Source organism: Roseateles sp. L2-2, from assembly GCF_050613215.1.
In the GTDB taxonomy this organism is placed as follows: domain Bacteria; phylum Pseudomonadota; class Gammaproteobacteria; order Burkholderiales; family Burkholderiaceae_C; genus Roseateles; species Roseateles noduli.
On record NZ_CP192509.1, the window covers coordinates 2,455,600 to 2,482,176 of the forward strand.

A 26,577-nucleotide genomic window follows, 5' to 3' on the forward strand; every position below is an offset into this window, starting at 1 on the left:
GAACGGCAATGCCCCAGACCCTGCGCAACCTTCCCGTCACCGCCCGCCTGCAGAGGCTCGGCGAGCGTCTGCGCGACGCCTGCGCGCAGCGCAACTGGACCGCGCTGGCCCGCACCGACGCCGAGCTGGCGCAGTGGCTGGGCGGCCTCGACGCCGCGGCGCTGACGCCCGGCGAGCGCACCGCCCTGCAGCAGCTACGCCAGCTCCACCGGCAGATCAGCGGCGACTGCCAGCGCGAACTGGAGCGCGTCGGCCAGACGCTGGAACAGATGCGCCAGCAGCGCCAGGGGTGGTCCGCGTATGCGGAGTCCGCCGACTGGGGCACGGAGGCGCAAGCATGACGATGACGATGAATCCCTTGGCCGCGATGAACACGCCGGCTGCTCCCACGCTCGCGGTCGGCAGTGCGACAGTCGCCGCCAACGCCACGAAGGCCGTCGCGCCGGCCTTGCCGTTCGCCCCGCTCCTGAAGACGAAGGACGAGGCGCCGGCGATGTCGTTGCCGAAGCCGGGCGAGGCGTCGGATGAGACGTCGGATGCGGTGCCGGACGACGCGCCCGTCGACGTGCTCGACACCGCGTTGATGCAGGCGCTCGACGAGATGTTGAGCCGCGGACCGTCGAAGAAGGCGACTGCGGTCGCGGCTGACGGCGATGTGCCGGTCGACGCGGTTGACGACGAACGCTCGGCGGCGATGCCGGCGGTGACGCCCACGCCGATCCTGGCGATGCTGATGCCCACGGCGATTCCCGCACCGATTCCCGCGGCCATGCCGGCGGCGTCAGCGTCGCGATCGGTCCCGGTGTCCACCGCTTCTTCGGACGTGGCCGGCGCCACCGCGTCCTCGTCGCAGGCTGCGTCCAAGTCGGCGCTGACGACGGACCTCGCCAGTTTGCTGGCGATTCCCGGGTCGGACGCCGTATCGATGCCGGCGGACGTTCCGGCCTGGCAGGGCCTGCCGCGCTGGAGCGCCGACCTGATGACCGCCATGGCGTCGGCGAGCCCGGCGGGTTCGGCCAACGCGATCGGCACGGCGTTCGCCGACGGTGGCGATGCGATGGGTTCGACGCTCACGCTGCCTGCCGCGCGCGAGGCCTGGCAGCAGCCCTTGATGCAGGCGCTGGGCGACCGGCTGCAACTGCAGATCGCGCAGCGCGCGGACAGCGCGCGGCTCCATCTGGCGCCGCCGCAGCTGGGCCGCATCGAGATCGACATCCGCCAGCAGGGCGGGGCGCTGCAGGTGCAGCTGTCCGCGAGCAACGACGACGTGCGCCAGCAGCTGCGCCAGATCGCCGAGCCGCTTCGCCAAGAACTGGTGCAGCGCCATGCGGGCGAGGTCTCGGTGCAGGTGGCCTCGGGCGCGCAGGCCGCCGGCGACGGCCGAGGCCGCGACGGCGCGGCCGCTGGCGGTCAACCGCAGTCGAACGGGCAACAGCGCGACGCGCAACGTCAGCCCGGTCGCGCGCTGCAGGACGAGGACCAGAGCGCTGCGGCAAGTTCCTCCGCCTACGGATTCGCTGACGCGCTGGCAGGCAACGCCGGTGGATCGACGGCCGGAAGTACGGGCGTCATCGGCACCGTGAGCGGCAACACGAGGACTTCGCGATGAAGAGCAGGATCAAGTTGATCGGCGTGATCGCCGTTGTCGCGCTGCTGGCCGCCGGCGGTGCCGGCGCCGCCGTGTGGTGGATGAAGTCGGACGGCACGAAGAGCGCGGCGGCAGGCGCGGACGCGGCTCACGCCGGCAAGGACGCGAAGGACGCCAACGCGTCCAAGGACGACGGCGAGCCCGCGCCGGACTACAAGTACGTGACGCTGGACAAGGTGCTGGTGATGCTGCGCGGCCCGAACGGGTCCGCGGTGTCGCACTACATGGCGGTGGACATCGTCTTCAAGACGCTGCCGGAGCAGGAGAAGCGCACCAAGGACCACCTGCCGCTGCTGCGCACGGTGGCCGTGAAGGCGCTGTCCACGCACACCGTCGAGAGCGCGCAGGCGATGAGCGTCGACCAGTTCGCGCAGCTGCTCAACCAGGCCTATGCCGAGAGCTACGCCGCGGACCGGCGCGAGGCGCCGTTCGCCGAGGCGCTCATCGGCAAGCTGATCATCGAGTGAGGGGCTTGTGCAGCACGCCTACGCCGAATGGGGCGCCGTCGCGACGGCGGGCCTCGGCGCCGAGCAGGGCGCCGCGATGGAGCAGCGCGCGCTGCGCGAGTACGCGCCGCTGGTCAAGCGGGTGGTGCGGCAGCTGTCGGCGCAGGCCAGCGCGGTGATGGACCGCGAGGACATGGCGCAGGTCGGGCTGATGGGCCTGCTGGAGGCGCTGCGCCGCTACGGCACGCCGGACGCGGGCTTCGGCGCCTTCGCCGCGTTGCGCGTGCGCGGCGCGATCCTCGATGAGCTGCGCCGCCAGGACTGGCGGCCGCGCACGGTGCGCCAGGACAGCCACCGGCAGCGCGACGCGCTGCGCGCGCTGACCCGGCAGCTCGGCCGCGAGGCGACCGAGGCCGAGATCCTGCGCCACCTGAAGCTCACGCCGCAGCAGTACCAGGACTTCCTCCAGGCCGAGGTCGCCGAGGAGATGGCCAGCTTCGACGAACTGGTCGAGGAACTCGCGCAGCTGCCCAGCGAGCACCGCAACCCGGAGGCGCAGCTGATGGTCACGCGCTCGATCGCGCAGGCGCTGACGGCGCTCAACGAGCGCGAGCAGCGCGTGATCCAGCTCTATTACGAATTCGACGCCAGCCTCAAGGAGATCGCCGCCGTGCTCGATCTCACCGAGGCGCGCGTCTCCCAGATCAACAAGGCCGCGCTCGCCAAGATGCGCGCCTTCCTGCAGCAGGTCTGAGGACCGGCGCGACAGGAAAAGGGAAAGGACAAGGAAACGGACATGCAGGCACTCGTCGGAATCGCGATCGTCCTGGGCTGCGTCTTCGGCGGCTTCATGCTGCACGGCGGCCAGTTCAAGGTCATCTGGCAGCCGGTGGAGCTGCTGATCATCGTCGGCGCCGCGGTCGGCGCGATCGTGCTGGGCAATCCGCGCCACGTGCTGTCGGAGATGCTGCTGCAGCTGCGCAAGCTGGTGCGCCGCAGCGACCACGGCCAGGAGTTCCAGCGCCAGCTGCTGCTGCTCATGTACGAGCTGCTGCAGACGGCCGCCGGCGGCCTCAAGGCGCTGGACGCGCACGTCGAGGCGCCGCACGAGAGCGCGCTGTTCCAGCGCTATCCGCTGATCCTGGAGAACCGCAAGCTGCTGCACTTCATCGTCGACAACTTCCGGCTGATGGCGATGGGCAAGATCAACGCGCATGAGCTCGAAGGCGTGCTGGAGCAGGAGCTCGAAGCCATCCACGACGAACTGATCCAGCCGTCCAAGTCGCTGCACAAGATCGCCGAGGCGATGCCGGGCTTCGGCATCCTGGCCGCGGTGCTGGGCATCGTGATGGCGATGAACCACGTCGCCGAAGGCGCGGGCACCGGCGAGATCGCCGTGATGGTCGCCGCCGCGATGGTCGGCACCTTCATCGGCATCTTCTTCTGCTACGGCGTGATGGACCCGCTGTCCAACATGATGAAGCAGCTGGTGCATCACGAGCTGTCCTCGCTGGAGTCGGTGAAGGTGGTGCTGGTCACGCATGTGTCGGGCAAGCCGCCGCTGCTGGCGATCGACGCCGGCCGCCGGCTGGTGCAGCTCAACATCAAGCCCAGCTTCGCGCTGCTGGAAAGCTGGATCGACGCGCTCAACGGCGACGAGTCGTCGTCCGCCGCACCGCGCCGCCGTGCCGGCGACCGGCCGGCGGGCGAAGGAGAACGCCGTGCAGCCTGAGGTCGTGTCCATCGGCCCGGGCGGCCTCCAGGGCATGGGCGGCGCTGGCAGCCCCGGCGGAAAAAGCGCGCGCGATCACCACCCGACGGTGGTGAAGCGCGTCTCGCGCCGCGCCGAGGACGACGGCCACGGCGGCGCGTGGAAGGTCGCCTTCGCCGACTTCTGCCTGGCGCTGCTGTGCCTGTTCCTCGTGCTGTGGCTGCTGGCCTCGCGCAACGCGGAGCGCATGCAGATCGTGCTGCAGAACGCCGGCGCCAACCTGATCGAGGACGGGCAGGGGCTGACCAATTCGTTGGCGGCGGGCTCGCGCGGCAGCATGATCGAACGCCACCCGGTGCCGGCGCGCAGCGAGGAACCCAGCCCCGGCGATCCTCAGCACGGCTCGACCGATGCGCGCATGGGCCGGCCCAGCCTGGACTCGCCCGAGCAGCTGCAGGCGCTGGCGCGCCGCATCGCCGCGCTGGCCGCGGAAGAGGGTCTGGAGGGCCACCTGCGCAGCGCCGTCACGGCGCAGGGTCTGCGGCTGCAGCTGCACGACACCGAGGCCAGCGGCATGTTCGAGCGCGGCAGCGCGCAGCCGAGCGCGCCGCTGCGCGCGTTGCTGCGCAAGCTCGGTCCGCTGCTGGCGGAGATCCGCAACCAGTTGCTGATCGTCGGTCACACGGATGCGACGACCTATCAGGACAAGGCCCCGGGCGCCTTCACGAACTGGGCGCTGTCCAGCCACCGGGCGATGGCGGCCCGCCAGGAACTGCTGATCGGCGGCATGCCCGAGTCCAGCGTGCTGCAGGTCTCCGGCATGGCCGACGCCGCGCCGCTGGATCCGCTCGCACCGACCGCCGCGGCGAATCGCCGCATCGAGCTGATGCTGCTGACCGCCAGGCAGGCACAGGCGATCGCCGGGATGTTCGGCCCGGCCGGGCTGCGCGATCCAGGCCGCGAAGGCGACGCCGCCGAACAGGTGCGCGGCGCGCTGACGAAGGCGCCGGCGACGGGCGCGGCCGCCGCGGCAGCGACAGCAGCGACGGCAGCGACGCCCACCACGACCACGACTCCCGCCGCGCCCGCCGCTCCGGCGGCCTCCCGTTGACGGAGGCCCCATGCGCACCAGACCCAAGGGTGAACGAATGAAGATCACAGGCAACAACCCGCTGAACCCCGCCGCCGGCACGACGTCGTCGGCGTCCGTCGAATCGACTGATCGCGCGAGCGCTGCGCTGGTCGCCGGGCCGTCGTCGGGTCCCGCGATGCTGGCCGGCGAGCTCGCCAGCGAGGTCCTCAAGCCTGCGCAGGCCGCGCTGGCCGCCATGCCGGAGGTCGACGAGCTGAAGGTCGCCGCGTTGCGCGACGCGCTGGCGAAGGGCGAGATCAAGTTCGACGCGAATCGCCTGTCGCAGCTGATCCAGCGCTATCACGGAGGCCGCGCGTGACCGCCACGCTGACCCGCACGGCGCGCCGCGCCGACAGCACCGCCGCGGTGATGCTGCAGCAGCTCCTCGACGGGCTCTCGCAGGACCTGCGCGGCTACGAGACGCTGCGCGCGCTGCTGGACCGCCAGTTCCACGCCGCGCTGCGCCACGAGGCCGAGGCGATGGCGGCGCTGTCCGCCGAGATCCTCGCGCAGGCCGCGGAGATGGAGGCGCAGCGCACGCGTCGCCGCGATCTGCTGGTCGGATTGCTGGGCCGTGCCGCGCAGCCCAGCCTGCGCGCACTGCTGGAACGCCTGCCCGCCGCGACGGCCGAGCCGATCGCGACGCTGCGCCGCGCGATCGAACGCGCGCTGGCCGAGTGCAAGGCGATGAACCTGCGCAACGCGCAACTGATCGGCGAGCAGCAGGCGCTGATGCAGCAGCTGCTGGGCCGCGAGGATCACATCTATGCGGAACGTTGATTTCCGGGCGGGTGAGTTTCCGTCGCTGCCGGGCGGGCAGGTCACGCCGGCGCGCGCAACCGGCGCCGTCGGTGCCGCAAGCCCCGCTGGCACGGGCGCCTTCGGCACGCCGCGCTTCGACGCGCTGTTCAACGAATTGAATCGCGACGTCGTCCGCTACATCGAGCAGGGCGACGGCGGTTCCGGCGGTGGACTCAGTCCCGAAGGGGCGTGGGGCCGCGCGCGATCGCAGTCGGTGGCGGGCATGGACTCGGCGCCGGGCACCGGCGGTTCCGCCGACGACGGCGTCAGCGAGGCGCAGCGTCAGGCGTTCATCGACGAGATGCTGCCGTTGGCGCGCAGCGCCGGCGCGAAGCTGGGCGTCGCGCCCGAGGTGCTGACCGCGCAGGCCGCGCTGGAAACGGGCTGGGGCCGTTCGCCGATCCGCGCGGCGGACGGCGCGAGCAGCCACAACTACTTCGGCATCAAGGCCACGGGTTGGCAGGGCGCCGTCGCCCAGGCGATGACCACGGAATTCGAAGGCGGCGCGCCCGTCGCGCGCAGCGAGGCGTTCCGCGCTTACGCGTCGCCGTCGCAGTCCTTCGACGATCTGGCCCGGCTGGTCGGCACCAGCCCGCGTTACCAAGCCGCGCTCAATGCGGGCGCAGATGCGCAGGCCTACGGGGCCGCGCTGCAACGCGGCGGCTACGCCACCGATCCGGCGTATGCACAGAAGCTCGCGCAGGTGGCGGCGCGCGTGTCGGCGCAGGCCGGCGCGGTGCCGACGACCGCACCGATGTCGGTCACGTCAGGTGCATCGACCCGAGCAGCCCGAGCGGGAGGAGCTTCGAAATGACGATCGTTTCCGTCGTGAAGGGGTCAGCGCAGCTCGGCGGGCTCGACCAGGCCGGTGTCCAGCACGCGCGCCTGGATCACGCGGCCGCTGGCGTTGTTGCGCACGCGGATCAGGCCTTGGCGCGCGCCGCTGTCGAGCGCCTCGCCGGCGCCTTCGACGCTGACGCCGCCGCGGCTGGCCTGGATGCGCACGGCGTCGCCGCGCTTCACCACGATGGCCGCCGCCAGCAGCCGCTTCTGCAGCAGCTGGCCCGGGCGCAGCGTCGTGCGCGCGGCGAAGCCGGGCTCCAGCGTGGACAACGCGTCGGGCGTCTGGCTGATGTCGCGGCGCTGCAGCTGGAGCTGATCGTCGGTCACCGGCTGACCGCTGGCCACGCCCTGCGTGACGACCAGGACCTCGGCGCTCAGCGTCGCGCGCAGCAGGAAGTCCTGCGGCGGCACGCGCGCGGCGTCGTCGGTGCAGCGGGCGACGAGGCGCAGGCGCATCAGGCTGCGGCTGTCCTGCAGCGCGACGTCCCAGCCGGCCGGGCAGGCCGGGCGCGGACGCGGTGCGGGCTGCAGCAGCTGCAACTCGGGCGAGATCAGGCCGGACTGCTGGGCCTGGTCCAGCAAGGCGCTGCGGGCGGTGTCCAGCACCTGGGCGTCGAGCGCGGCGGTGCCGTCCTTGGAAGCACCGGGCGCATTCGATGCGGGACTCGCGGCCGGGGCGGCCGTCACCCCGCAGGGCAAGGACAACGCTGAGATCGCCACGGCGATCAACGGCGGACGGAACACAGCAACGAAAGCAGAGAGGGAGTCGCGCATGAGCATCGATTTCAGCAAGGCGGCCGGGGTGCATGACGACGCGCTGCGTCTGCGCGCGGAGCGGACCAAGGTCCTCGCCTCCAACATCGCCAACGTCAGCACGCCGGGGTATCAGGCGCGCGACATCGATTTTGCCGCGTCCTTGCGCAGCGCACTGGGTTCGGGCGACGGATCGGGCGATGGTTTCAACGGCGAGCTCGCACTCGACACCGGCGACCAGGACGTGAAGTACCGCGTCCCCTACCACCCGGCGCAGGACGGCAACACCGTCGAGCTCGGCGTGGAGCAGGCCGCCTTCGCGCAGAACGCGCTCGATTTCCAGACCAGCCTGAGCTTCGTGAACATGAAGCTCAAGGGCCTGGCCAAGGCCATCAGCGGCCAGTAACCACCGGCGCTCACCTCGCCAGTCACCACGGCCAGCCGCCCAGGAGTCGTTCCCATGTCCTTCAAGCAGATCAGCCAGATCGCCGGTTCGGCGATGTCCGCGCAGACGGTGCGCCTGAACACCATCGCCAGCAACCTGGCCAACGCGCAGTCGGCCGCCGGCAGCGAGACCGCCACGTACCACGCGCGCAAGCCGGTGTTCGCCGCTCTCGCCGCGCGCGAAGGGCTGGGCGATCAGCAGCTCGCCGGCACGCGCGTGCAGGTGCTGGACGTCGTCGAGAGTCAGGAGCCGCTGCGCAAGGCCTACGAGCCCGAGAACCCGCTCGCCAACGAGAACGGCGAGGTCTTCTATCCCAACGTCAACCCGGTCGCCGAGATGACCGACATGTTGTCCGCCTCGCGCGCCTTCGAGACCAACGTCGAGGTGCTGTCGCGCGTGAAGTCCATGCAGCAGTCGCTGCTGCGTCTGGGCGAAAGCTGATCGACGCCCGATCGTCGCCAGATCGCCCGGATCAAGACCTGACCCCGAACGCCACGGAGCCCCCGACATGACCACTTCCGTCAACAACAACACGACCGGCAACGGCGCGTCGTCCTCCCCTGCGATCGCCGGCAACGGCGACAGCGGAGGCCTGAGCAACCTGTTCACCACGCTGCTCGTCGCGCAGATCAAGAACCAGGACCCGCTCTCGCCGCAGGACCCGTCGCAGTTCGTCAGCCAGCTCACGCAGCTGAGCCAGGTCGAATCGATGCAGAAGCTCACCTCGCAGGGCCAGACCAACGCCAGCATGCTGGCCAGCCTGCAGCTGATGACGCTGGGCGCGCAGGTCGGCTCGACGCTGCAGGCCACGGTCTCGCAGGTGCAGCTGCAGGGCGAGCCCGTCGAGCTGCGCTACACGCTGGATGCGAGCAGCCCGGCCAACACGCTGGTCGTCACCGGCGGCGACGGCACCGAGCAGCGCATCGATCTCGGCTCGCTCGGCAAGGGCGAGCACGGCTACACGCTGGACCCGGCCAGGCTGGGCCTGCGCGACGGCCAGTACAGCCTGAAGTTCGAGGCCAAGGACAAGCGCGACGTCAGCCTGGAGACCGTCGCCCGCCTGGACGGCGTGCGCCTGTCCGCCGACGGCGGCGTGATGCTGCAGCTCGCCGGCGTGGGCGAGGTCACCAGCCAGGCCATCACCCAGTTCAAGGGCCGCGCCGCGTCCTGACGCGACCGCGTTCCTCCCGCTTCCCCGAGTTTCTCGAGTTCCCTGCATCCAACGCCTTCGGAGGCCCCCAATGAGTTTCGAAATCGCACGTTCGGGCATCAACGCGGTCAACGCCAGCCTGGAGACCATCAGCAACAACATCGCCAACTCCGGCACCTACGGCTTCAAGTCCAGCCGCAGCAACTTCTCGTCGATGTATGCGGACAGCCACGCGACCGGCGTGGAGGTCGGATCGATCTCGCAGAGCATCCAGACCGGTGGCGGCCTGTTCAACACGGGTCGCGGCATGGACGCGATGATCCAGGGCCGCGGCTTCTTCGCGGTCAAGGGCGACGACGGCCAGACCGTGTTCACCCGCGTGGGCCTGTTCGATGTCGACAAGGACGGCAACGTCATCGACAGCCTGGGCCGCAAGGCGCAGGGCTACGCCGCCGTGCTGGACGCCAGCGGCCGCCCGCTGCCCGGCGCCGGCCTGGGCGCCTTCGGCGACCTGCGCGTCAACGCCGGCACGATTCCGGCGCAACCCAGCGACGTGCTGACCTACAACGGCAACCTCAGCGCCGACTGGACCGTGCCGGCGCTCACGCCCTTCGACAAGGACGACTCGCGCAGCTACAACAGCTCGGTGACCTCGGTGGTGTACGACTCGCTGGGTACCAAGCACAGCGTGACGCAGTACTTCGTGAAGACCGGCGTCGGCGCCGTCAACGCGTACTACAGCTTCGACGGCGCGGCCCCGGCCGGCGTCGGCGCGACGATGAACTTCGACGCGCAGGGCCAGTTGACCGCGGTGCCCGCCGTGACGCTGAACGCCGCGCCCGCCAACGGCGCCGCGCCCATCGCGATGCGCATCGATTACACGAGCACCACGCAGTTCTCCGGCGACACGACCACCCGCACCAACGAGTCCAACGGTTACGCCGCCGGCACGCTGACCGGCACCAGCCTGTCGGAGGACGGCTCGCTGGTGGCCAACTACAGCAACGGCGAGAAGCAGACCGTCGGCACCATCGCGCTGGCGACCTTCGCCAACGAGAGCGCGCTCAAGCCGATCAGCGACACCAGCTGGACGGCGACGCTGGACAGCGGCGTGGCGCTCTATGCGCGCCCGGGCGCGGGCACCGCGTCCAAGCTCAGCGCCGGCGCGATCGAGCAGTCCAACGTCGACGTCACCGGCGAACTCGTCAGCCTGATGAGCGCGCAGCGCAACTACCAGGCCAACACCAAGCTCATCTCGACCGAGAACGAGATGATGCAGGCGCTGATGCAGGCGGTGTGATCGCATGGACGCGCTGATCTACACCGTCATGAGCGGCGCCGAGCGCATCCAGCGCGCGCAGGCCGTGCATGCCAACAACCTGGCCAACCTGGAGACGGCCGGCTTCCGCGCCAACCTGGAGCAGGCGAGCGCCGCGCGGGTCTTGGGCTACGGCTACGACGCGCGGCACCTGTCGCAGGCGCGCTCGGACGTCATCAGCGCGCGCGCCGGCAGCCAGCGCGACACGGGTCGCGACCTCGACCTGGCGGTCGAGGGCGAAGGCCTGTTCGCGGTCGCGCAGGACGGTCCGGCGGGGCAAGAGGCCTACACCCGCAGCGGCAACTTCACCGTCGACGCCGACGGCACGCTGCGACTGGGCCGCCACGCGGTGCTGGGCGAGGGCGGTCCGATCGTGCTGCCGCCGCATGACAAGCTGGAAGTGCAGGCCGACGGCACGATCTCGGTCCTGTCCAACGGCCAGCCGGAGCTGCAGACGGTGGACCGGCTCAAGCTGGTCAAGCCGCCGTTCTCGCAACTGACGAAGAACGAAGCCGGCCTGCTGGTGACGCGCGACGGCAGCACACCGGCGGCCGATCCGGCGGTGCAGGTCGCCAAGGGCAAGCTCGAATCGAGCAACGTGTCGGCCGTCGAGGAGATGGTCGCCACGATGAACCTCGCCCGCGACTTCGAGCTGCAGATGCGCCTCTACAAGGCCGCCGACGGCATGGCCGACACCGGCAACCGTCTGGTCCGCGAGTGAGGCGTCGAGTCTCGACGTTGATCTCGACCTCGACCTCGACCTCGACCTCGTCTCCCTCTTCGAATCCGTTTCCCCGACATTCCCGCCATTCCCGAACATCCCCAAGGAGCCCCCGATGAACCCCGCCATGTGGATCAGCAAGACCGGCGTGCAGGCGCAGGACGCCAAGCTGCAAGCGATCGCCAACAACCTGGCCAACGTCAACACGGTCGGCTTCAAGCGCGACCGGGTGATGTTCGAGGACCTCTTCTACCAGGTGGAGCGCCAGCCCGGCGCCCAGGCCGAGGACGGCACCGCCGCGCCCACCGGCGTGCAGCTGGGCAACGGCACGCGCATGGTGGGCACGCAGAAGGTGTTCACCAACGGCAGCCTGCAGACGACCGGCCAGAGCATGGACATCGCCATCGTCGGCAACGGCTTCCTGCAGGTCGAGGGCCCGAACGGCCGTCCGGCCTACACGCGCGCCGGCCAGCTCAACCTGAGCCCGGAAGGCCGCCTGACGACGGCGCAGGGCCAGCGTCTGCAGCCCGAGATCACCGTGCCCATCAATGCGAAGTCGCTGACGATTGCCGAGAACGGCGCCGTGTCGATCACCGTCGCGGACAACGCCGCGCCGCAGGAGATCGGCCAGCTGCGCCTGACGCAGTTCGTCAATCCGGCCGGTCTGCTGGCGCTGGGCGACAACCTCTACCAGGAGACCGGCGCCAGCGGCGCGCCCACCGAAGGCGTGCCCGGCGAGAACGGCCTGGGCAAGCTCAAGCAGGGCGCGCTGGAAGGCTCGAACGTGCAGGTCGTCGAGGAGATGGTCGACATGATCGCGGCCCAGCGCACCTACGAGATGAACACCAAGGTGCTCTCCGCCGCCGACAACATGCTGCAGGTGCTGGCGCAGGCCGCACGCTGAGGAGAACGCGATGAACGCTGCCCCCCAAGACTTCAAGGCCGAGCGATCCGTGCGCCGCGGGAGGCTTGCCGTCGCCCTCGCGATGGTCGTCGCAACGACCTTGGGCGGCTGCGCGATCATCGCGCCGCCGGAGCTGCCCAGCGCCGATCCGGGCGGCCTGCCGTTGCCGATCGCCGAGACGGTGAAGCCCTCCGGCGGCGGCGTGTTCGCCGCGGGCCGCAGCGCCAGCCTGATCGCGGACACACGGGCGTTCCGCTCGGGCGACGTGCTGACCATCGTGCTCGAAGAGGCGACGCAGGCCAGCAAGAGCGCCAACACGCAGAGCGGCAAGACCAGCGGCGGCAGCCTCGGCCTGGACCTGAACGGCAAGCAGCGCGCGTACGGGATCAATGCCGGCCGCGACTTCAACGGCAGCGGCAGCAGCACGCAGCAGAACACGCTGCAGGGCGCGATCACCGTCGTCGTGCAGGAGGTGACCTCCAACGGCCTGTTGCGCGTGCACGGCGAAAAAAGCCTGACGCTGAACCAGGGCGAGGAGCTGATGCGCGTGGCCGGCTATGTCCGACCGGCCGACGTGGACAGCGAGAACCGCGTGTCCTCGCAGCGCGTCGCCAACGCCCGCATCGCCTACAGCGGCCGCGGCGTGCTGGCCGACGCCGCCACGCCGGGCTGGTTCACGCGCTGGTTCAACAGCCCGTGGAATCCGATCTGAGATCCGATCCGACTTCCGATTCGACATTCGTCCACCGCGAGACCCTCATGAAGAAGCGCTTGATCTCCCTGTCCATCGGTCTGGTGCTCGGTGCAGTCCTCGGTCTGGCCGTCGCCGCACCGAGCTTCGCCGCGCAGCCGCTGCGCCAGCTCGTCGACATCGAAGGCGTGCGCGAGAACCAGCTGCTGGGCTACGGTCTGGTCGTCGGCCTGAACGGCAGCGGCGACAGCACGCAGGTGAAGTTCGCCGGGCAGTCGGTGGCCAACCTGCTGAAGCAGTTCGGCGTGAAGCTCCCGGAGAAGACCGAGGCCAAATCGCGCAACGCGGCCGCGGTGATGGTGAGCGCGAGTTTCCCGTCGGGCTATCGGCGCGGCCAGGCGATCGACATCACGGTGTCCTCGCTCGGCGACGCGAAGAGCCTGCGCGGCGGCACGCTGCTGCTGACCGAGCTGCACGCCGCCGACGGCGAGGTCTATGCGCTGGCGCAGGGCAACCTCGTCGTGACGGGATTGAGCGCGCAGGGGCAGAGCGGCTCCAGCGTGACGGTGAACACGCCGACGACCGGCCGCGTGCCCAACGGCGCCTCGATCGAGCGGGAGATATCGAGCGACTTCGACACGCGTCCGGACGTGGTGCTGAACCTGAAGCGGCCCGCGTTCCAGACCGCGACGCAGATCGTCGACGCGCTGAACCAGCGCTTCGGCGGCGGAACGGCGTCGACGCGCGACGGCACCAGCGTGTCGGTGCGCGCGCCCATGGAGTCGACTCAGCGGGTCGCCTTCGTCGCACAGCTGCAGGGCATGTCCATCGATGCGGCGCCGGCGTTGCCGCGAGTGATCTTCAACTCCCGCACCGGGACGGTGGTCATCGCCGACGGCGTCAAGGTGCGCCCGGCGGCGGTGTCGCACGGATCGCTGAAGGTGGTGATCAGCGAGAGCCCCCAGGTGAGTCAGCCCAACGCCTTCAGCCAGGGGCGCACGCAGACGGTGCCGCAGTCGCAGCTGCGCGTGGACCAGGGTGATGGTCGGATGTTCCGCTGGCCGGCAGGCACTTCGCTGCAGGCGATCGTCGACATGGTCAACAGCATCGGCGCCAACCCGGACGACCTGATGGCGATCCTCCAGGCGCTGGACCAGGCCGGGGCCATCGAAGGCGAACTGCAGGTCATCTGATGAGCGACTTTCCGACCTCCTCTCCGATGCCCTTGGCCACTGCGCTGGACGGCGCCAAGGATCCCGACGCCCGCATCAAGGCGCAGGCCACAGATGCCGCCGTCAAGTTCGAAGCCTTCTTCATCAAGCAGATGATCAGCCAGATGCGGGCCGGCACGCGCGCGCTGGCCGACGACGACAGCGCGGAGAACAAGCGCGCCAACCAGGACATGCTGGACCTGGCCGACGGGATGGTCGCCGACGCGCTCGCCCAGCAGCGCGCCTTCGGCATCGCCGATCTGATGCTCAAGCAGGTGCTGCCCGCAGCCGGTTTAAGTTCCGCCGCTTCCGCGTCGCCTTCCGGAGAGAAGACCCCCGCGGCCTTGCCGGCACGCACACCTGCAGGCGATCCCGCAAGCACTTCCGCCTCCTCCGGAACCTCGACCTCATGAGCATCCTCCTCAACGGCCTCACCGGCGCGCAGGCCGCCCAGGCCGCGCTGGGCACCACCAGCCAGAACGTCGCCAACGCGATGACGCCGGGCTATACCCGCACCGGCGTGCTGCTGGGCTCGATGCAGACGCCGCAGGGCGGCGCCGGCGTGCAGGTGTCCAAACTGCTGCGCTTCGCCGACAGCTTCAAGAGCGTGCAGCTATGGCAGGCCACCAGCCAGCTCGGCCAGTACAGCGCCGGCCAGTCCTACATGACGCAGCTGGAGCAGGTCATGTCCGACGACACCGCCAACATCAACAACGGCATCGACCAGTTCTTCGCCGCGCTCAATGCCGCCAGCGTGCAGCCCGAATCCGGCCCGCTGCGCGAGGCCGTGCTGACCGCCGCCGATGGCCTGGTCAAGCGTTTCGACAGCCTGCAGCAGCTGTTCACCAACCAGCAGACCGCGATCGCGACGCAGCGCGAGGGCGTGGTCAACCAGGTCAACGCGCTGACGCAGGACATCGCGCTGCTGAACAAGCAGATCGCCGGCAGCCGCGCCACCGGCATGAACGACGCCGGCCTGCAGGACGCGCGTGACGAGAAGATCAAGTCGCTGTCCGCGCTGGTCGGCCTGCAGGTCGTGGACACGCCGGACGGCGCCAAGAGCGTGTCGCTCAAGGGCGGCCAGCCGCTGGTCGTCGGCGCCGACGCGGCGACGCTGTCCACCGCCGGTCCCGCCGCCTTGAAGCTCCAGTTCGCCAACACCGCGTTCACCGTCTCGGACGTGGGGCAGGGCGGTCAGCTCGGCGGCCTGGCGGATCTGCAGAAGCAGGTGCTGGGGCCCATGCGCACGACGATCTCGGAGCTGGCGCTGGGCATCGGCAACGCGTTCAACGCGCAGCTGGCGTCGGGCTTCGCGCCGCCGGCGGCCACGCCCGGCGCGGCGCTGTTCGACACCAGCGGCGGCACGCTCAAGATGACCGGCATCACCGCGGCGCAGCTGGCCTTCTCCAGCAGCGCCACGGTCAGCGGCGACAGCGGCAACCTCACCGCGCTGATCGCCCTGAAGAACCGGCCGATGACCATCACCACCTTCGACGCCGCCGGCAACGCCGCCGGCACTTCGCAGATCGTCACCGGCGACGTCTTCACGCAGCTGGTGGGCAAGCTGGGCGTGGCGAGCTCGCTGAACCAGGGCTCGCAGAAGACCGCGACCACCGTGCGCGACCAGTCCGAGGAGGACTGGAAGTCCAGCGCCGGCGTCAACACCGACGAGGAAGCCATCAACCTGATGCAGTACCAGCAGATGTACCAGGCCAACATGAAGGTGGTGGCCGTGGCCAACCAGCTGTTCGACAGCACGCTGCAGATGCTGGGCTGAGCCCGCACTCGAAGCCGCCGTTCCCGTCCCTGCCGCCTGTCCAGGTCCAGTCCGCCTCCTGCCTGTCGCCCTTCGGAGAAGCTCCCATGCGCATCGCCAGCAACCAGTACCACACGACGATGAACAGCGCGCTGCAGGCCGCCAACGAGGGCCTGACGCACGTGATGCAGCAGATGGCCTCGGGCCAGCGCGTGCTCAAGCCGTCCGACGACAGCATCGCCGCGCTGCGCCTGGCGCGGCTGTCGCGCGAGGAGGCCGCGCTCGGCCAGTACCGCGACAACATCGGCGCGCTGCAGAGCCGGCTCAAGACCAGCGAGGTCTCGCTCGACAGCATCCGCGAGGACCTGCAGGCCACGCGCGACCTGCTGGTCTGGGCGGCCGACGCGGGCAACACCGGCGACGACCTGAACGCGATGTCGGGCTCGGTGAAGACGCTGCACGACAGCCTGCTCTTCCTGGCCAACGGCAAGAACGCGGAAGGCCGCTACCTGTTCTCCGGCACGGCCAGCGACCAGCCGACGGTGGATGCGGCCTACAACTTCCAGGGCAACTCGCAGACGCAGCAGGTCGCGGTGGCGGACAACATGACCATAGGCGGCAACGTGTCCCTGGAGGGCATAGGCGCCTTCCTGCGGCAGCTCAATGCGCTGGGCGGCCAACTGGCCATGCCGGGCGTGACCGCCGAGAGCGCGCACGCCGACGTGACCGCGATGATCGCTGCGCTCGACCAGACGCTGGGCGACGTGGCGGGCAAGATCGGGCAGCTCGGCGGACGGCAGAACATCCTGGACACGATCGCCACCAATCATGCGTCGGTGAGTCTGGCGAATCAGCAGAGCGCCATCGACCTCGGCCAGATCGACTACGGCGAGGCCGCCACCCGCCTCAACAGCTACACGCTGGCGCTGCAGGCGACGCAGAAGGCCTACGCGAAGGTCAGCCAGCTGAGCCTGTTCGATGCGATCTGACGGCATCACCGCGCCGCTGTTCGGCGGGGACCGCACAGGGCGGACGACCGACGGCGCTCGCGCGCCCGCGCTGTCGAACGTGGCGTCGTCGGCGGCAGCCTCCTCGGCAGCGAGCGGCGCGGAGGGCGCGGCGGTCGTCGCCACGCGATCGGGCGTCGCAGCGGCCCGAGGCGCGCGCGCCGGCGAGGCGCCGGCTGTCGCCGTTCTCTCCGCCGCGCCGCTGCGGGCAGGCGATGGCGCTTCGTCGGCGCGCGAGCCCGGCGCACAGCTTCAGCTCGGCAAACTGCAGCAGGGGCTGGATTACCTCGATCGTCTGGCCGCGGCCATGCAGCAGCTCAAGGGCGGCCTCAGCGACACGCTGGCGCGCCAGGCCGCACCGTCCGCGGCGGTGAACGGGCAGCTCGATCAATTGCGCCAACTCTGGTCGCAGCGCAGCCGTGACGCCGGCGGACGCGTCGATGCCGAATTGCAGGCCGCGCCCGAGGACGGCGCGGCGCGCCAGCGCTTCAAGCTGCGCGGCCTCGATCTGGCCGTGCTGCAGCAGGGCGGCAAGGAAACGCTGCGGTTGCAGTTGCCGGGTCAAGCGCAGGACAGCGGCACGGGCGGCGGCACGGGTGGCTTCGGCGCTACGGGCGGCAAGCCGACGCTGATCGCTGTCACGCTGGATGGCGAAGGCACCCAGCAGCAACTGCAGGCGCTGACGAAGGCTTTGTCCCCAGCGGGCCTGTCGGTGCAGGCGCAGGGCACGGAGATCGTTTTCAGCGTGGCTGAATCGCAATGGCCCGCCTTGCGCGACGGCCTGACGCTGCGCGGCGAAGGCAAGCGCTTCCCGAGCGGTCAGCCGGTGCGTGCGCTGCTGGAGCCTTCGCCCGAGGCGCTGCAGCCGCAGCGCTGGGACGTCAAGGAGGCGAGCGGCCAGCGCCAGGCGCTGGGTCAGCTGCTCCAGGCGCAGCCGAAGGTGGCGCAGGCGCGGGCTCGCCTGCATGAGCAGCTCGAATCGGCCGCGCGGCCCACATGGGCGGAGGGCGAGCCCCTGTCGCCGGCGCAGGCCGGGGCGCTCGCCGGATCGCTGGCGGGCGCGCTGTCCGGCGCCGAGTACAGCGACGTCGGCGCGCTGCTGCCGGCGCTGCGCGGCATGCACCGGCAGCGCGTGCGGCAGTTGCTGAGCTCCTGAGTTCCGGGCGCCTGGGCGCCCGAACGTCTGGGCGCCGGGATGGTGGTTCAGAGCCCGCCGACGAAATCGTCGATCTGGAACGCCACGCAGATCGTGTGGGTGGTCGTGCTGCTCTTGCTCAGCCTGACGATGAGCTTCACCAGCTCCGAGTTCTCATGGCAGTTGCCGCGCTGGATGCTGGCAAAGCGGTGCTTCCTGTCGGCCAATGCGGCCAGCATGTCCACCGTGTTCTGTGCCGGTACCAGGGTGTCGGCGCTGAAGTGGTACAGCTGCACCTGGGCCTGCGGCAGGTCGTAGACCTGGGATCCGGTGACCAGGCTGTTCGCGCCGAGTTGGCGGACGAAGTCCTTGACCTTGCCGTCCTTGTAATCGGCGAGGAAGGACGGAAGGATCTTGCCGTCGGCGTCGAAGACGGTCTTGGCATCGAAGGCGTAGTTGCCGTAGGCCTGGAAGCTGGTCATGACGTCGCGGGTGCGGCCGGGCAGGAAGTCCAGGTTCTCGTTGATGGCGTAGGCGTCCCGGGCGGCGCCGCCCAGGGCCAGCAGCGCGCCGTGGAAGGTCCGGTAGACGTCGTAGGGGCCTTGCGAGGCGGAGACGACGCGGACCGTGCCTTCCCGCGCCAGGTACGGCAGGGACGCGATGGTGGAATGCGCGCCCTGCGATCCGCCGAACAGGCGCAGGTCCATGCCGAGCGTGGACCGGTACTGCTCCTGGAAGTGCGCGCGGACGGCGCGCAGCAGATCCTGGGTCTGGCCGGCGGTATCGGCGGCGACGAGGTAGGCCTGCGGCAGCGCCTTCGAATCGCCCAGGCCGATCAGGTCGGGTGCCACGAACACCTGGCCCTTGCCCGCCGCGATCAGACCGGGGATGGCCATCGTCGTGGCGCCGGAGGAGGGCGCGTCCGAGTTGTTGTCGGTGGAGCCGCGCTGTCCGACGACGATCGGCATGCCGTTGAACTCGACCGGGGTCCCGCCGGGCGACTGCTCGGGCGCGATCAGCAGCGCGCTCAGCGTCACCGGATTGCCGCGTGCATCGGCGCTGCGGTAGGCGAGCTTGCCGATGCTGGCGCCGAAACGGGCGTCCGGTCGGGCGATGTTGGGCAGTTCGTGCCGCAGCACGGTCGCGAACAGCGCCTTCTTGATGTCGTTGCCCTTGGCCATCAATTCAGCAAGCGAGTCCAGCACGTCGTTGATGTCGCCTTGGCCGAGGTGCGCGGCATCGGGCAGCGACGGGAGTTGCAGGGCCTGCTCGGTGACCGACACCACCGCGCCGCGCCGTTCCGTGCCGGTCTTGAAGGTGGAGATGGTCTTGTCGTTCCAGCGCAGGCTGTAGATGGCGGCGGGGTTGAGCGCCGCGGCGGCTTCGATCGTGCGCGTGCCGATGTAGCCGCCTTGCGGGTTGGGCCACTCGCTGCTGGCGACGACGGTCGCGGCGACCGCCGACCGGGACGAGTCCTGCAGCGTGAGGTCGCCGCAGGCCCCGGCCGAGGGGGCGGCGTAGACGATGGTCATCAGCGGATCGACGAAGGTCTGCTTGATCGCGTTGTCCGGCGTGACGCGCAGGATGCTGCAGGCGACCGTGGGATCCGGGACGGGGATCAGGGTGCTGGACGGCGTCGCGACCGGGTCCGACGAACGTCCGCCGCAGGCGGCGACCAGGGCGCAGACGGCGAGCGTGGACAGCAGGGAAGGGGGGTGGAAGCGCATGGGGCTCAGTTCGAAAAGGGAGGGCGCCATCGTCGATTTCTGTTCTGTTCCGCTCAATGACACGGACTGGTGGAACGCGGAGGGGCGATCGACTGGTTCGGGTGTTGGACCCACTTGAATGCGGGGGGTGGAGGCGAGCGGCGATCGGACACCGGACACGCGTCATCGAGCGGCGCGGCGGCTTATGTAGACTGCAAGTCCGATGAATCCGCCGGCCCGCTTCCCGATCGCAACGCCTGACCCCGGCCTGGAGGCCGTGTCCCGCGCCTTTTCGACGACCCCGCGTTACGACCGGCTCGATGCCTTGCGCGGGCTGGCGATGGTCTGGATGACCGTCTTCCACTTCTGCTTCGACCTGAGCTACTTCAAGGTCATCGTGGAGGACTTCTACCGCGACCCGTTCTGGACCTGGCAGCGCAGCTCCATCGTCAGCCTGTTCCTGCTGTGCGCCGGCATGGGCCAGGCGGTGGCGCTGGCGCAGGGCCAGACGGCCTACCGTTTCTGGCGCCGCTGGGGTCAGGTCATGGCGTGCGCGCTGCTGGTGTCGATCGGCTCGTGGTTCATGTACCCGCGTTCCTTCATCAGCTTCGGCGTGCTGCACGGCATGGCCCTGATGCTCATCCTGGTGCGCTTCGGCTTCTCCAGACTGCCCACGGCCGCGCTGTGGGGGCTGGGCGCGGTCGCGGTCGCGCTGCCGTTCTTCATCGCGCATCCCTTCTTCGACACCCGCACCACGAACTGGGTCGGCCTGGTCACGCGCAAGCCGCTGACCGAGGACTTCGTCCCCATCCTCCCGTGGCTGGGCCCGATGCTGTGGGGCTGCGCGCTCATGCGCATCGAGGCGGTGCGCGCCTGGATGCAGCGTCCGCTGCTGCCGGGCGTGCGACCGCTGTCGGTGATGGGGCGGTGGTCGCTGTCGTATTACATGCTCCACCAGCCGGTGATGCTGGGCGCGCTGATGGCGGCGAGACACTTCGGCTGGCTGTGACGGCGGGTGCGCGACAATCGCGCCCATGAGCTCTTCCTCCTCCTCCTCTCCCGCCAAGACCCAGATCCTGTTCGGCTTCCACGCCGTCACCGTCCGCCTGAAGACCGCGCCGGCCTCGGTGCAGGAGATCCTCTTCGACGCCACCCGCAAGGACCAGCGCATGCGCGGCTTCCTGGAGAAGGCCGAGGCGGCGGGCGCCAAGCTGGTGGAGAGCGACGACGACCGGCTGAAGGCGCTGTGCGGCACGCACCGCCACCAGGGCGTGGTGGCGCGGGTCAAGGCGGTGGCGAAGTCGCATTCGCTGGACGAAGTGCTGGAGCAGGTCGAGGGCCCGCCGCTGGTGCTGGTGCTGGACGGCGTCACCGATCCGCACAACCTCGGCGCGTGCCTGCGCGTGGCCGACGGTGCCGGCGCGCATGCGGTGGTCGCGCCCAAGGACCATGCGGTGGGGCTCAACGCCACGGTGGCCAAGGTCGCCAGCGGTGCCGCGGAGACCGTGCCTTACCTGATGGTGACCAACCTGGCGCGCTCGCTCAACGAGCTCAAGGAGCGCGACATCTGGGTGATCGGCACCTCGGACCAGGCGGAGAAGACGCTGTACGACCTGGACCTGAGCGGTCCGGTGGCGCTGGTGCTGGGCGCCGAGGGCGACGGCATGCGCCAGTTGACCGCAAAGACCTGCGACGAGCTGGTGCGCATCCCGATGCAGGGCGCGGTGGAGAGCCTGAACGTGTCGGTCGCGGCGGGCGTGTGCCTGTACGAGGCGCTGCGCCAGCGTCAGAAGAAGGCCGAGGGCGCCTGAACACCGACGCGAGATAATCGCGACCATTCCGGCGCCCACGAGGCGCCGTTCCCAACTCCGCATCCCCCATCCCCCGGGTATCGCCATGCCAGTCATCGAAGTCAAGCATCCCCTCGTCAAGCACAAGATCGGCCTGATGCGGGAGGGCGACATGTCCACCAAGAAGTTCCGCGAGCTGACCGGCGAGGTGGCACGGCTGCTGGCCTACGAGGCGACGGCGGATTTCCCGCTGGAGAAGACGACCATCGAGGGCTGGTGCGGCCAGGTCGAGATCGACCAGATTGCGGGCCGCAAGGTCACGGTGGTGCCTATCCTGCGCGCGGGTCTGGGCATGCTGGACGGCGTGCTGGACATGATGCCCAACGCCAAGGTGAGCGTGGTCGGCCTGGCGCGGGACCACGAGACGCTGCAGCCGGTGAACTACTTCGAGAAGTTCGTCGGCAAGCTGGACGAGCGCACCGCGCTGATCGTCGATCCGATGCTGGCGACGGCGGGCTCGATGATCGCGACGGTGGACCTGCTGAAGCAGCGCGGCTGCAAGGACATCCGCGCGCTGGTGCTGGTCGCGGCGCCGGAAGGCGTGGCGGCGCTGAACAAGGCGCATCCGGACATCCGCTGCTGGACCGCGGCGATCGATTCGCACCTGAACGAGAACGGCTACATCATCCCGGGCCTGGGCGACGCCGGGGACAAGATCTTCGGGACGAAGGATCTCTGAAGTCCTGGCGCGCTGAATGAGCGGCGGGGCTCCGGGCTCCGCTCTTGTCGCGGTCATGTCCCGTTCCCTCGAAGTCACCGACACCACCGTCGTCATCCGGCCCAGGCCGACGACGATGTGGCTGTGGTTGTTCGCCTTCGCGGCCGCGTTGAGCTGGATGTTCTGGAAGTTCACCTTCTACGACACCAGTCCGAAGGCGCTCTGGCTCCTGCTCTTCCCGTCGATGATGCTGTGCGGGGTGATTCTGGAATTCGTCCAGGCACGCATCCATGTCACGACCATCGATCGGGCTCGCAACCTCGTGTTGATTGAGCGGCTGCCTCGGTTCGGGCTCTCGGCAAAGCAGCGCAGGTACGCGCTCTCCGACTTCGCCGCCGTCGAGTCGCATTCGGCCATGGTCGGGCGCTCGCTGGTCTGCCGGGTGTCCCTGGTCACGACAGGATTGCGATCGCTGGTGCTGCTGAACGGCACCGGCGGCTACGGCGCCAATTCCTTCTGGCACGCGCCGATGCCCGGTGAGACGGCGGAGGCTGCGTCAGTGCGAATCGCCGTGGCGAAGGTCACCGGGCTCGCGGACATGGGGTATCGAGGCACGCTCGGGATGAGTGTGGTGGGGTATGAGCCAATTGATCCGTAGCGGAGAGAGGCGCGGGAATTCCAGAGGCATTCTTCAGAAGCCGTTACCAAGTAGCCGCTTCGAGCGGCGCCGCCAGTTGCCTGCCGGTCGATAGTGTGGGCGCTGGCGGACTCTCTCCATCGAGGACATCGATCCGTGGTTGAAGCTCGTTCGGTGGCGCTAGATGAGGGCGAACCGTCATCTTTATGGCCAGTAAGCCCTTAGGTAGTTGACCGTTGCATGGTCAGACAAGACAGGTGGCAATGCTTCGATCGAAGGTACGGCCAGATTGAACAGGATCTGCAGCCCGACGTCTTGGTCTACCTGCGCGGGATTGGGCATCAGATTGATGTGTCCGTTTTTCTCGATGAGCACACCGTCGTTGGGATGCCGATACCCAAGAAACTTGGGCGGAAGCTGGGTGACGATGTCGTCCGAGTCAACGATGCGAGTGCGCTTGATCTGTGTCGCTGCTAAGCCAGCCACAAACGTTGCATCGCCCACCCGAGGCGCACCGATCGTGATGAGCCGCTCCGCCTTTGATCGCATGGCGATCAAGGTGGCGATGGCCGCTCCCAGGCTGTGGCCGCAGACGAGAAGCAACTTGCGCGAGGCACCTTCTCCTTCCAGCCACGCTTTGACGTCAGGCCATAGAGCCTCGGCGGCGTGGAGGAAGCCGTGGTGCACGCTGCCTGGCCAGTGAGGGGAGGCTGCGGTATGGAAGTCAAAATCCAGAAGGATGTCCCTGGGCCTGGTTGGCTGAGTGCCCCGAAAAGCCAATATCGCTAGGCCATCGGCCTTGCGTAGCGCCGCATAGCCTTGGCTATCGGTGAAGAATCCAATAGGAACCACCGAACGGTCATTGAACGTGGTCGGCCCACCGAAATCTGCGGCTCGGAGCGCAGACGTCAGGTCGAGTCTGGCTTGGACCTGGGTCTCGAAGCACAAGTACGCAAGGCGAGCCGCTTCTATTGCTAGGGCCTCTTCGCTGGGGATGGCGGCGGTCCCGAACACCGTCGGACGAGTCTCGGGGAAGAACAGCGCCGTCGGCGAGCTGTCGTAGGCAATCATTCCGCAGGTTCCAAAAAAAGGGATTGAGTGAAGGCACCCCATCGCTGGGCAGCTTCTGTTCATGGTCTACGACGGCACAGTGGACAGGCATCATCAGTTCTATGGAGGAATGCTGCTGAATCCCAGACAACGTGTTGCTCACCAGGGTCACACCTGGGCTTCACCCTCCTGGGTCACCCCTCGCGGGAGATGTTCTCGACCTCGTCGGTCCGTGGCAACATCGGCAGATAGCTCAACAAATGGGCAGGGAGGAGCGGATGCAAATCATCCAGAGCATCGCGGCTTGGGCCGCGGAGCAGCCAGCATGGATTGACGACGCGGTACGTCGATTGGTGGCCGGTGGCTTGAAGCCCCAAGACCTTCAGGATCTTTGTGCTCTTGCCAAGGCAGAGCACGGGCTACCCGATCCGGACGGTCGGGTTGCTGTTCGACTCGACCCCAAGACATTGCCTGTGGGAGCGCGAGACGGCGTGGACGTTAGTCTGGTTGCGCTGCGCTCACCTCAGAATTTGAATGCAATTTCCGCCGATCAAGCGCTAACCTTCGAAGCCGCCGGCCTGACCATCGTGTACGGGCATAACGGCGCAGGGAAGTCGGGCTACGCTCGAGCTCTGAAAAAGGCGTGCCGGGCGCGCAACGTTGAGGACATCCTTCCCGACGTCTACGCCGAATCAAAAGGACCGCTGCTCGCCAGCGCTGTATTCGATTGGAAAGAAGGTGCTGTCGCCAACTCGCAGGGATGGACCGTTGGTACCGACCCACCGGCGCCGCTGTCTCAGATGTCTGTCTTCGACGCGCACTGCGCGCGCGTGTTCGTGGACAACCAGGCAAAAGTGCTCTTTGTTCCGGATGGCATGGAAGTCATTCATGGGCTGTCCGACGCGCTGGGTCCCGTCCAGCGGTTAGTTGAGGAGGCCCGCAAGGCCAATGTGTTCGATCATGCGCAGCTTGGGCCGCTCGTGGGAAATACGGTTGTCGGGCGCGCTCACGGTACGCTTGGCCGCAAGAGCGACTACAACGCATTCAAGAAGCTGGCCGTGCTGTCCGCTGACGAGGAGGCCGAGCGGCAGATCCTCATCAAGCTCTTCAATGATGAGGATCCGGTCAAGCTGGCGGCAGCCATCCGGCGTACAGCTACACGCCTGGGAACGCTGCGCAATGAGCTTGCTTCGCTGGAGGCGCCCTTGGTTGACGTGGCAACTACCCAGTTGGCGGCCGCCTTCGTCACCATGGTCACAGCAGAAGCTGCGTCCAATCTAGCGGCGGAGACGCTGCAGGCAGAAGGTGCGAAGGTCGTTGGCACTGGCAGCGAGCCGTGGGAGTTTCTCCTACGCAGTGCAATGAAGTACGCCACGGAGGTGGCGTATCCGGGTCACGAGTTCCCCGGGCCGGACTACGATGCGCATTGCGTTCTCTGCCAACAGCCGCTGACGGAAGAGGCCGCCGGCAGGTTGAAGTCCTTCGTCAACTTCCTGGAGGCCGATGCGCAGAAGAAGGCCTCCGCCGCACGTGAAATCACGAAGCGGCTCTACTTGGCGGTCAAATCCTTGGTCTTCGACGCTTTTCCATCAGACCCGACGCTTCTGGAAGAACTCCACGAAAGCCGGCCCGAGCTGGTGGCGGCGATCAACGAGTACTCGACTGCTTTGAAGACGCGTCAAGCAAGCGTTCTCGCGATGGCGCGCAACAGGAAGCTGGATCCCTTGGAGGAGCTGCCCGGATCGCCCGTGCAAACGCTCAACGAGCTGATCGCCATGCAGCTCGACCAGGCAGCTCGACTCGAAAAGGCGATGACTCCCGAGGAGCGCCAGCAAAAAACCAGGACCCTTGCTGACCTGGAGGCTAGGTTGAAGCTCGCGGATTTGCTGCCCAAGGTGCAGGACGCTATCGAGTGGCACAAACGCGACCACGCGTTTGGAGAGGCAATCAAGAGCTGCGGCACCCGCCTAGTCACGGGGAAGATCGGTGAGCTGTATGAAGCGCATGTGACCGAAGAGCTGCGCACGGCGTTTGCGAAGGAGCTAGGAAACTTGGGGCTGGGCAAGCTGGACGTCATCCTGGAGATGACCGGCCAGAAGGGCGCACGCATGCAGCAACTTAAGCTTCGAACAGCGGCGCAGTTTGCGCGGGCAAAGGTGTCCGACGTCCTTAGCGAGGGAGAGCAGCGCGTCATCGCGATGGCGCTTTTCCTGGCCGAGGTCGGCATCGAGCCTGGTCGCTCGGGGCTCATCTTCGACGATCCCGTCTCGTCGCTCGATCATGTGCGCAGAGAGAGGATCGCGAAGCGCCTGGTGCTAGAGGCGAAGCAGCGTCAGATCATCGTGTTCACGCACGACCTAGCCTTCGCCTGGGCGTTGAAGGATTTCGCAGAAGAGAACGGCGTGGCGTCTGTCGACCGTCATGTGTTCGCGGCCGGCTCAAAGAAAGGTATCTGCGGTGACGGGCTGCCTTTTGAGGGCAAGCGACTTAGCGCCCGGGTTAACGAACTGCGAGAGCAGGCGAAGCTGGCCAAGAAGGTACTAGAGGAAGAGCACAACCACGATCGCTACAACGACATCGTTCGCAATGGATACCGACGGATGCGCGACACATGGGAGCTCCTCATCGAGGAGCACCTGTTTGCTGGAACCGTCAAGCGCTTCAGGCGATCCATCGAGACGTCCAAGCTGCGGTACGTTTCCGTTGATGATGCCGAGGCCAGCGCCGTCTACAACGGCATGACTCGGTGCTCGAACTTCACGCATGAAGGAGGCGCCGAGGCACCGCCGGCGCTTCCTGAACCCCACGAATTTCTCGCCGACATCGAGGCTATCGGTGCTGCTCTGCAGTTGATCGACAACAACAAGAAGGCAACCGAGAAGCGGCGCGTGGATGCTGGCCAAGCAACGCCAGCGTGAACTCATTGCCTGGGCCAACCGCATGGCCGCTGTTGACGTTTTTTGGATGATCAGATGAACTTGGAAATTACCGGAGACGATGTAGA

The 26,577-nt window shown here is 68.4% G+C and carries 29 protein-coding genes; 26 read left to right on the forward strand and 3 right to left on the reverse strand.

Annotated features, from left to right (window positions below; genetic code table 11):
* Positions 1 to 8 precede the first annotated feature (8 nt).
* Genes ACQZ13_RS11025 through ACQZ13_RS11065 form a run of 9 tightly spaced genes read left to right on the forward strand, consistent with a single transcriptional unit; the run spans position 9 to position 6,552 of the window.
* On the forward strand, positions 9 to 341 hold the full coding sequence (locus ACQZ13_RS11025; RefSeq protein ID WP_431051837.1) for a hypothetical protein: 333 nt from the start codon (positions 9 to 11) through the stop codon (positions 339 to 341).
* Entirely contained in the window at positions 338 to 1,609 is a 1,272-nt protein-coding gene (locus tag ACQZ13_RS11030) for a flagellar hook-length control protein FliK (protein WP_431051839.1), read from the forward strand. The genes ACQZ13_RS11025 and ACQZ13_RS11030 overlap by 4 nt, the downstream gene beginning before the upstream one ends.
* Positions 1,606 to 2,115 (forward strand): flagellar basal body-associated FliL family protein, encoded by a 510-nt coding sequence (locus ACQZ13_RS11035; protein WP_431051841.1) that lies wholly within the window; start codon positions 1,606 to 1,608, stop codon positions 2,113 to 2,115. Before ACQZ13_RS11030 ends, ACQZ13_RS11035 begins: the two co-directional genes overlap by 4 nt.
* A gap of 7 nt (positions 2,116 to 2,122) precedes the next feature.
* Positions 2,123 to 2,848 carry a FliA/WhiG family RNA polymerase sigma factor gene (locus tag ACQZ13_RS11040; protein WP_431051843.1) on the forward strand — a complete coding sequence of 242 codons (726 nt, stop codon included), beginning with the start codon at positions 2,123 to 2,125 and terminating at the stop codon, positions 2,846 to 2,848.
* 42 nt (positions 2,849 to 2,890) lie between these two features.
* Complete coding sequence (gene motA, locus ACQZ13_RS11045; protein ID WP_431051845.1) at positions 2,891 to 3,826, forward strand: flagellar motor stator protein MotA; 936 nt, start codon at positions 2,891 to 2,893, stop codon at positions 3,824 to 3,826.
* Positions 3,816 to 4,916 (forward strand): flagellar motor protein MotB, encoded by a 1,101-nt coding sequence (locus ACQZ13_RS11050; protein WP_431051847.1) that lies wholly within the window; start codon positions 3,816 to 3,818, stop codon positions 4,914 to 4,916. The genes motA and ACQZ13_RS11050 overlap by 11 nt, the downstream gene beginning before the upstream one ends.
* Positions 4,917 to 4,953: 37 nt before the next feature.
* Positions 4,954 to 5,256 (forward strand): flagellar biosynthesis anti-sigma factor FlgM, encoded by a 303-nt coding sequence (flgM, locus tag ACQZ13_RS11055; protein ID WP_431051849.1) that lies wholly within the window; start codon positions 4,954 to 4,956, stop codon positions 5,254 to 5,256.
* Entirely contained in the window at positions 5,253 to 5,717 is a 465-nt protein-coding gene (locus ACQZ13_RS11060) for a flagellar protein FlgN (RefSeq protein WP_431051851.1), read from the forward strand. Before flgM ends, ACQZ13_RS11060 begins: the two co-directional genes overlap by 4 nt.
* Positions 5,704 to 6,552, forward strand: coding sequence for a glucosaminidase domain-containing protein (locus ACQZ13_RS11065; protein ID WP_431051853.1), 849 nt, complete (start codon positions 5,704 to 5,706; stop codon positions 6,550 to 6,552). Before ACQZ13_RS11060 ends, ACQZ13_RS11065 begins: the two co-directional genes overlap by 14 nt.
* 23 nt (positions 6,553 to 6,575) lie before the next feature.
* Here the strand turns inward: ACQZ13_RS11065 and flgA are convergent, their stop codons facing one another.
* Entirely contained in the window at positions 6,576 to 7,355 is a 780-nt protein-coding gene (gene flgA, locus ACQZ13_RS11070) for a flagellar basal body P-ring formation chaperone FlgA (protein WP_431051855.1), read from the reverse strand.
* Here flgA and flgB point away from each other — a divergent pair.
* From flgB to ACQZ13_RS11130, 12 genes are all read left to right on the forward strand, one after another.
* The gene (gene flgB, locus ACQZ13_RS11075; RefSeq protein ID WP_431051857.1) at positions 7,354 to 7,740 is read left to right on the forward strand and encodes a flagellar basal body rod protein FlgB; all 387 of its coding nucleotides are present in this window, start codon (positions 7,354 to 7,356) and stop codon (positions 7,738 to 7,740) included. The two genes, flgA and flgB, sit on opposite strands and share 2 nt — an antisense overlap.
* Before the next feature lie 54 nt (positions 7,741 to 7,794).
* Positions 7,795 to 8,220 (forward strand): flagellar basal body rod protein FlgC, encoded by a 426-nt coding sequence (flgC, locus tag ACQZ13_RS11080; protein ID WP_431051859.1) that lies wholly within the window; start codon positions 7,795 to 7,797, stop codon positions 8,218 to 8,220.
* A 67-nt stretch (positions 8,221 to 8,287) separates the two neighbouring features.
* Positions 8,288 to 8,950, forward strand: coding sequence for a flagellar hook assembly protein FlgD (locus tag ACQZ13_RS11085; protein WP_431051861.1), 663 nt, complete (start codon positions 8,288 to 8,290; stop codon positions 8,948 to 8,950).
* Between the two features lie 70 nt (positions 8,951 to 9,020).
* On the forward strand, positions 9,021 to 10,229 hold the full coding sequence (locus tag ACQZ13_RS11090; protein WP_431051863.1) for a flagellar hook protein FlgE: 1,209 nt from the start codon (positions 9,021 to 9,023) through the stop codon (positions 10,227 to 10,229).
* Positions 10,230 to 10,233: 4 nt separating this feature from the next.
* Entirely contained in the window at positions 10,234 to 10,968 is a 735-nt protein-coding gene (locus ACQZ13_RS11095) for a flagellar basal body rod protein FlgF (protein WP_431051865.1), read from the forward strand.
* Between the two features lie 115 nt (positions 10,969 to 11,083).
* Positions 11,084 to 11,872, forward strand: a complete 789-nt coding sequence (flgG, locus tag ACQZ13_RS11100) for a flagellar basal-body rod protein FlgG (RefSeq protein WP_431051867.1) — start codon at positions 11,084 to 11,086, stop codon at positions 11,870 to 11,872.
* Positions 11,873 to 11,882: 10 nt separating this feature from the next.
* Positions 11,883 to 12,584, forward strand: coding sequence for a flagellar basal body L-ring protein FlgH (flgH, locus tag ACQZ13_RS11105; protein ID WP_431051869.1), 702 nt, complete (start codon positions 11,883 to 11,885; stop codon positions 12,582 to 12,584).
* Positions 12,585 to 12,631: 47 nt separating this feature from the next.
* On the forward strand, positions 12,632 to 13,756 hold the full coding sequence (locus tag ACQZ13_RS11110) for a flagellar basal body P-ring protein FlgI (RefSeq protein ID WP_431051871.1): 1,125 nt from the start codon (positions 12,632 to 12,634) through the stop codon (positions 13,754 to 13,756).
* Positions 13,756 to 14,187, forward strand: a complete 432-nt coding sequence (locus ACQZ13_RS11115; protein ID WP_431051873.1) for a rod-binding protein — start codon at positions 13,756 to 13,758, stop codon at positions 14,185 to 14,187. The genes ACQZ13_RS11110 and ACQZ13_RS11115 overlap by 1 nt, the downstream gene beginning before the upstream one ends.
* Positions 14,184 to 15,551, forward strand: coding sequence for a flagellar hook-associated protein FlgK (gene flgK / locus ACQZ13_RS11120; RefSeq protein WP_431051875.1), 1,368 nt, complete (start codon positions 14,184 to 14,186; stop codon positions 15,549 to 15,551). The genes ACQZ13_RS11115 and flgK overlap by 4 nt, the downstream gene beginning before the upstream one ends.
* Before the next feature lie 86 nt (positions 15,552 to 15,637).
* Positions 15,638 to 16,519 carry a flagellar hook-associated protein FlgL gene (gene flgL, locus ACQZ13_RS11125; RefSeq protein WP_431051877.1) on the forward strand — a complete coding sequence of 294 codons (882 nt, stop codon included), beginning with the start codon at positions 15,638 to 15,640 and terminating at the stop codon, positions 16,517 to 16,519.
* Positions 16,509 to 17,693 carry a hypothetical protein gene (locus ACQZ13_RS11130; RefSeq protein ID WP_431051879.1) on the forward strand — a complete coding sequence of 395 codons (1,185 nt, stop codon included), beginning with the start codon at positions 16,509 to 16,511 and terminating at the stop codon, positions 17,691 to 17,693. The genes flgL and ACQZ13_RS11130 overlap by 11 nt, the downstream gene beginning before the upstream one ends.
* Before the next feature lie 47 nt (positions 17,694 to 17,740).
* Here the strand turns inward: ACQZ13_RS11130 and ACQZ13_RS11135 are convergent, their stop codons facing one another.
* A complete protein-coding gene (locus ACQZ13_RS11135; protein ID WP_431051881.1) occupies positions 17,741 to 19,429 on the reverse strand; it encodes a hypothetical protein in 1,689 nt (562 codons plus the stop codon).
* A 172-nt stretch (positions 19,430 to 19,601) separates the two neighbouring features.
* Here ACQZ13_RS11135 and ACQZ13_RS11140 point away from each other — a divergent pair, with 172 nt between their 5' ends.
* The 4 genes from ACQZ13_RS11140 to ACQZ13_RS11155 all read left to right on the forward strand — a co-directional run bounded on the left by ACQZ13_RS11140 (position 19,602) and on the right by ACQZ13_RS11155 (position 22,544).
* On the forward strand, positions 19,602 to 20,387 hold the full coding sequence (locus ACQZ13_RS11140; RefSeq protein WP_431051883.1) for a DUF1624 domain-containing protein: 786 nt from the start codon (positions 19,602 to 19,604) through the stop codon (positions 20,385 to 20,387).
* Between the two features lie 25 nt (positions 20,388 to 20,412).
* Entirely contained in the window at positions 20,413 to 21,189 is a 777-nt protein-coding gene (gene rlmB / locus ACQZ13_RS11145; protein ID WP_431051885.1) for a 23S rRNA (guanosine(2251)-2'-O)-methyltransferase RlmB, read from the forward strand.
* Between the two features lie 85 nt (positions 21,190 to 21,274).
* Positions 21,275 to 21,907, forward strand: coding sequence for a uracil phosphoribosyltransferase (upp, locus tag ACQZ13_RS11150; RefSeq protein WP_431051887.1), 633 nt, complete (start codon positions 21,275 to 21,277; stop codon positions 21,905 to 21,907).
* A 55-nt stretch (positions 21,908 to 21,962) separates the two neighbouring features.
* Positions 21,963 to 22,544, forward strand: a complete 582-nt coding sequence (locus tag ACQZ13_RS11155) for a hypothetical protein (RefSeq protein ID WP_431051889.1) — start codon at positions 21,963 to 21,965, stop codon at positions 22,542 to 22,544.
* 183 nt (positions 22,545 to 22,727) lie between these two features.
* Here the strand turns inward: ACQZ13_RS11155 and ACQZ13_RS11160 are convergent, their stop codons facing one another.
* Positions 22,728 to 23,594 (reverse strand): lipase family protein, encoded by an 867-nt coding sequence (locus ACQZ13_RS11160; protein ID WP_431051891.1) that lies wholly within the window; start codon positions 23,592 to 23,594, stop codon positions 22,728 to 22,730.
* 257 nt (positions 23,595 to 23,851) lie between these two features.
* On the opposite strand from ACQZ13_RS11160, the gene ACQZ13_RS11165 reads away from it, so the two are divergent.
* The gene (locus ACQZ13_RS11165; RefSeq protein WP_431051893.1) at positions 23,852 to 26,491 is read left to right on the forward strand and encodes an AAA family ATPase; all 2,640 of its coding nucleotides are present in this window, start codon (positions 23,852 to 23,854) and stop codon (positions 26,489 to 26,491) included.
* Positions 26,492 to 26,577: the final 86 nt, after the last annotated feature.

Excerpts from the sequence above, each read along its gene's own strand:
- ACQZ13_RS11160 (WP_431051891.1), bottom strand. The coding sequence starts at position 23,594 with ATGATTGCCTACGACAGCTCGCCGACGGCGCTGTTCTTCCCCGAGACT.
- flgH (WP_431051869.1), top strand. The coding sequence starts at position 11,883 with ATGAACGCTGCCCCCCAAGACTTCAAGGCCGAGCGATCCGTGCGCCGC.
- ACQZ13_RS11155 (WP_431051889.1), top strand. The coding sequence starts at position 21,963 with ATGTCCCGTTCCCTCGAAGTCACCGACACCACCGTCGTCATCCGGCCC.
- ACQZ13_RS11085 (WP_431051861.1), top strand. The coding sequence starts at position 8,288 with ATGACCACTTCCGTCAACAACAACACGACCGGCAACGGCGCGTCGTCC.
- ACQZ13_RS11035 (WP_431051841.1), top strand. The coding sequence starts at position 1,606 with ATGAAGAGCAGGATCAAGTTGATCGGCGTGATCGCCGTTGTCGCGCTG.
- flgK (WP_431051875.1), top strand. The coding sequence starts at position 14,184 with ATGAGCATCCTCCTCAACGGCCTCACCGGCGCGCAGGCCGCCCAGGCC.
- ACQZ13_RS11025 (WP_431051837.1), top strand. The coding sequence starts at position 9 with ATGCCCCAGACCCTGCGCAACCTTCCCGTCACCGCCCGCCTGCAGAGG.
- motA (WP_431051845.1), top strand. The coding sequence starts at position 2,891 with ATGCAGGCACTCGTCGGAATCGCGATCGTCCTGGGCTGCGTCTTCGGC.
- ACQZ13_RS11140 (WP_431051883.1), top strand. The coding sequence starts at position 19,602 with ATGAATCCGCCGGCCCGCTTCCCGATCGCAACGCCTGACCCCGGCCTG.
- flgM (WP_431051849.1), top strand. The coding sequence starts at position 4,954 with ATGAAGATCACAGGCAACAACCCGCTGAACCCCGCCGCCGGCACGACG.
- ACQZ13_RS11115 (WP_431051873.1), top strand. The coding sequence starts at position 13,756 with ATGAGCGACTTTCCGACCTCCTCTCCGATGCCCTTGGCCACTGCGCTG.
- flgB (WP_431051857.1), top strand. The coding sequence starts at position 7,354 with ATGAGCATCGATTTCAGCAAGGCGGCCGGGGTGCATGACGACGCGCTG.
- ACQZ13_RS11135 (WP_431051881.1), bottom strand. The coding sequence starts at position 19,429 with ATGGCGCCCTCCCTTTTCGAACTGAGCCCCATGCGCTTCCACCCCCCT.
- ACQZ13_RS11090 (WP_431051863.1), top strand. The coding sequence starts at position 9,021 with ATGAGTTTCGAAATCGCACGTTCGGGCATCAACGCGGTCAACGCCAGC.
- rlmB (WP_431051885.1), top strand. The coding sequence starts at position 20,413 with ATGAGCTCTTCCTCCTCCTCCTCTCCCGCCAAGACCCAGATCCTGTTC.
- ACQZ13_RS11165 (WP_431051893.1), top strand. The coding sequence starts at position 23,852 with ATGCAAATCATCCAGAGCATCGCGGCTTGGGCCGCGGAGCAGCCAGCA.
- flgC (WP_431051859.1), top strand. The coding sequence starts at position 7,795 with ATGTCCTTCAAGCAGATCAGCCAGATCGCCGGTTCGGCGATGTCCGCG.
- upp (WP_431051887.1), top strand. The coding sequence starts at position 21,275 with ATGCCAGTCATCGAAGTCAAGCATCCCCTCGTCAAGCACAAGATCGGC.
- ACQZ13_RS11110 (WP_431051871.1), top strand. The coding sequence starts at position 12,632 with ATGAAGAAGCGCTTGATCTCCCTGTCCATCGGTCTGGTGCTCGGTGCA.
- ACQZ13_RS11065 (WP_431051853.1), top strand. The coding sequence starts at position 5,704 with ATGCGGAACGTTGATTTCCGGGCGGGTGAGTTTCCGTCGCTGCCGGGC.
- ACQZ13_RS11030 (WP_431051839.1), top strand. The coding sequence starts at position 338 with ATGACGATGACGATGAATCCCTTGGCCGCGATGAACACGCCGGCTGCT.
- flgG (WP_431051867.1), top strand. The coding sequence starts at position 11,084 with ATGAACCCCGCCATGTGGATCAGCAAGACCGGCGTGCAGGCGCAGGAC.
- ACQZ13_RS11130 (WP_431051879.1), top strand. The coding sequence starts at position 16,509 with ATGCGATCTGACGGCATCACCGCGCCGCTGTTCGGCGGGGACCGCACA.
- flgL (WP_431051877.1), top strand. The coding sequence starts at position 15,638 with ATGCGCATCGCCAGCAACCAGTACCACACGACGATGAACAGCGCGCTG.
- ACQZ13_RS11095 (WP_431051865.1), top strand. The coding sequence starts at position 10,234 with ATGGACGCGCTGATCTACACCGTCATGAGCGGCGCCGAGCGCATCCAG.
- flgA (WP_431051855.1), bottom strand. The coding sequence starts at position 7,355 with ATGCGCGACTCCCTCTCTGCTTTCGTTGCTGTGTTCCGTCCGCCGTTG.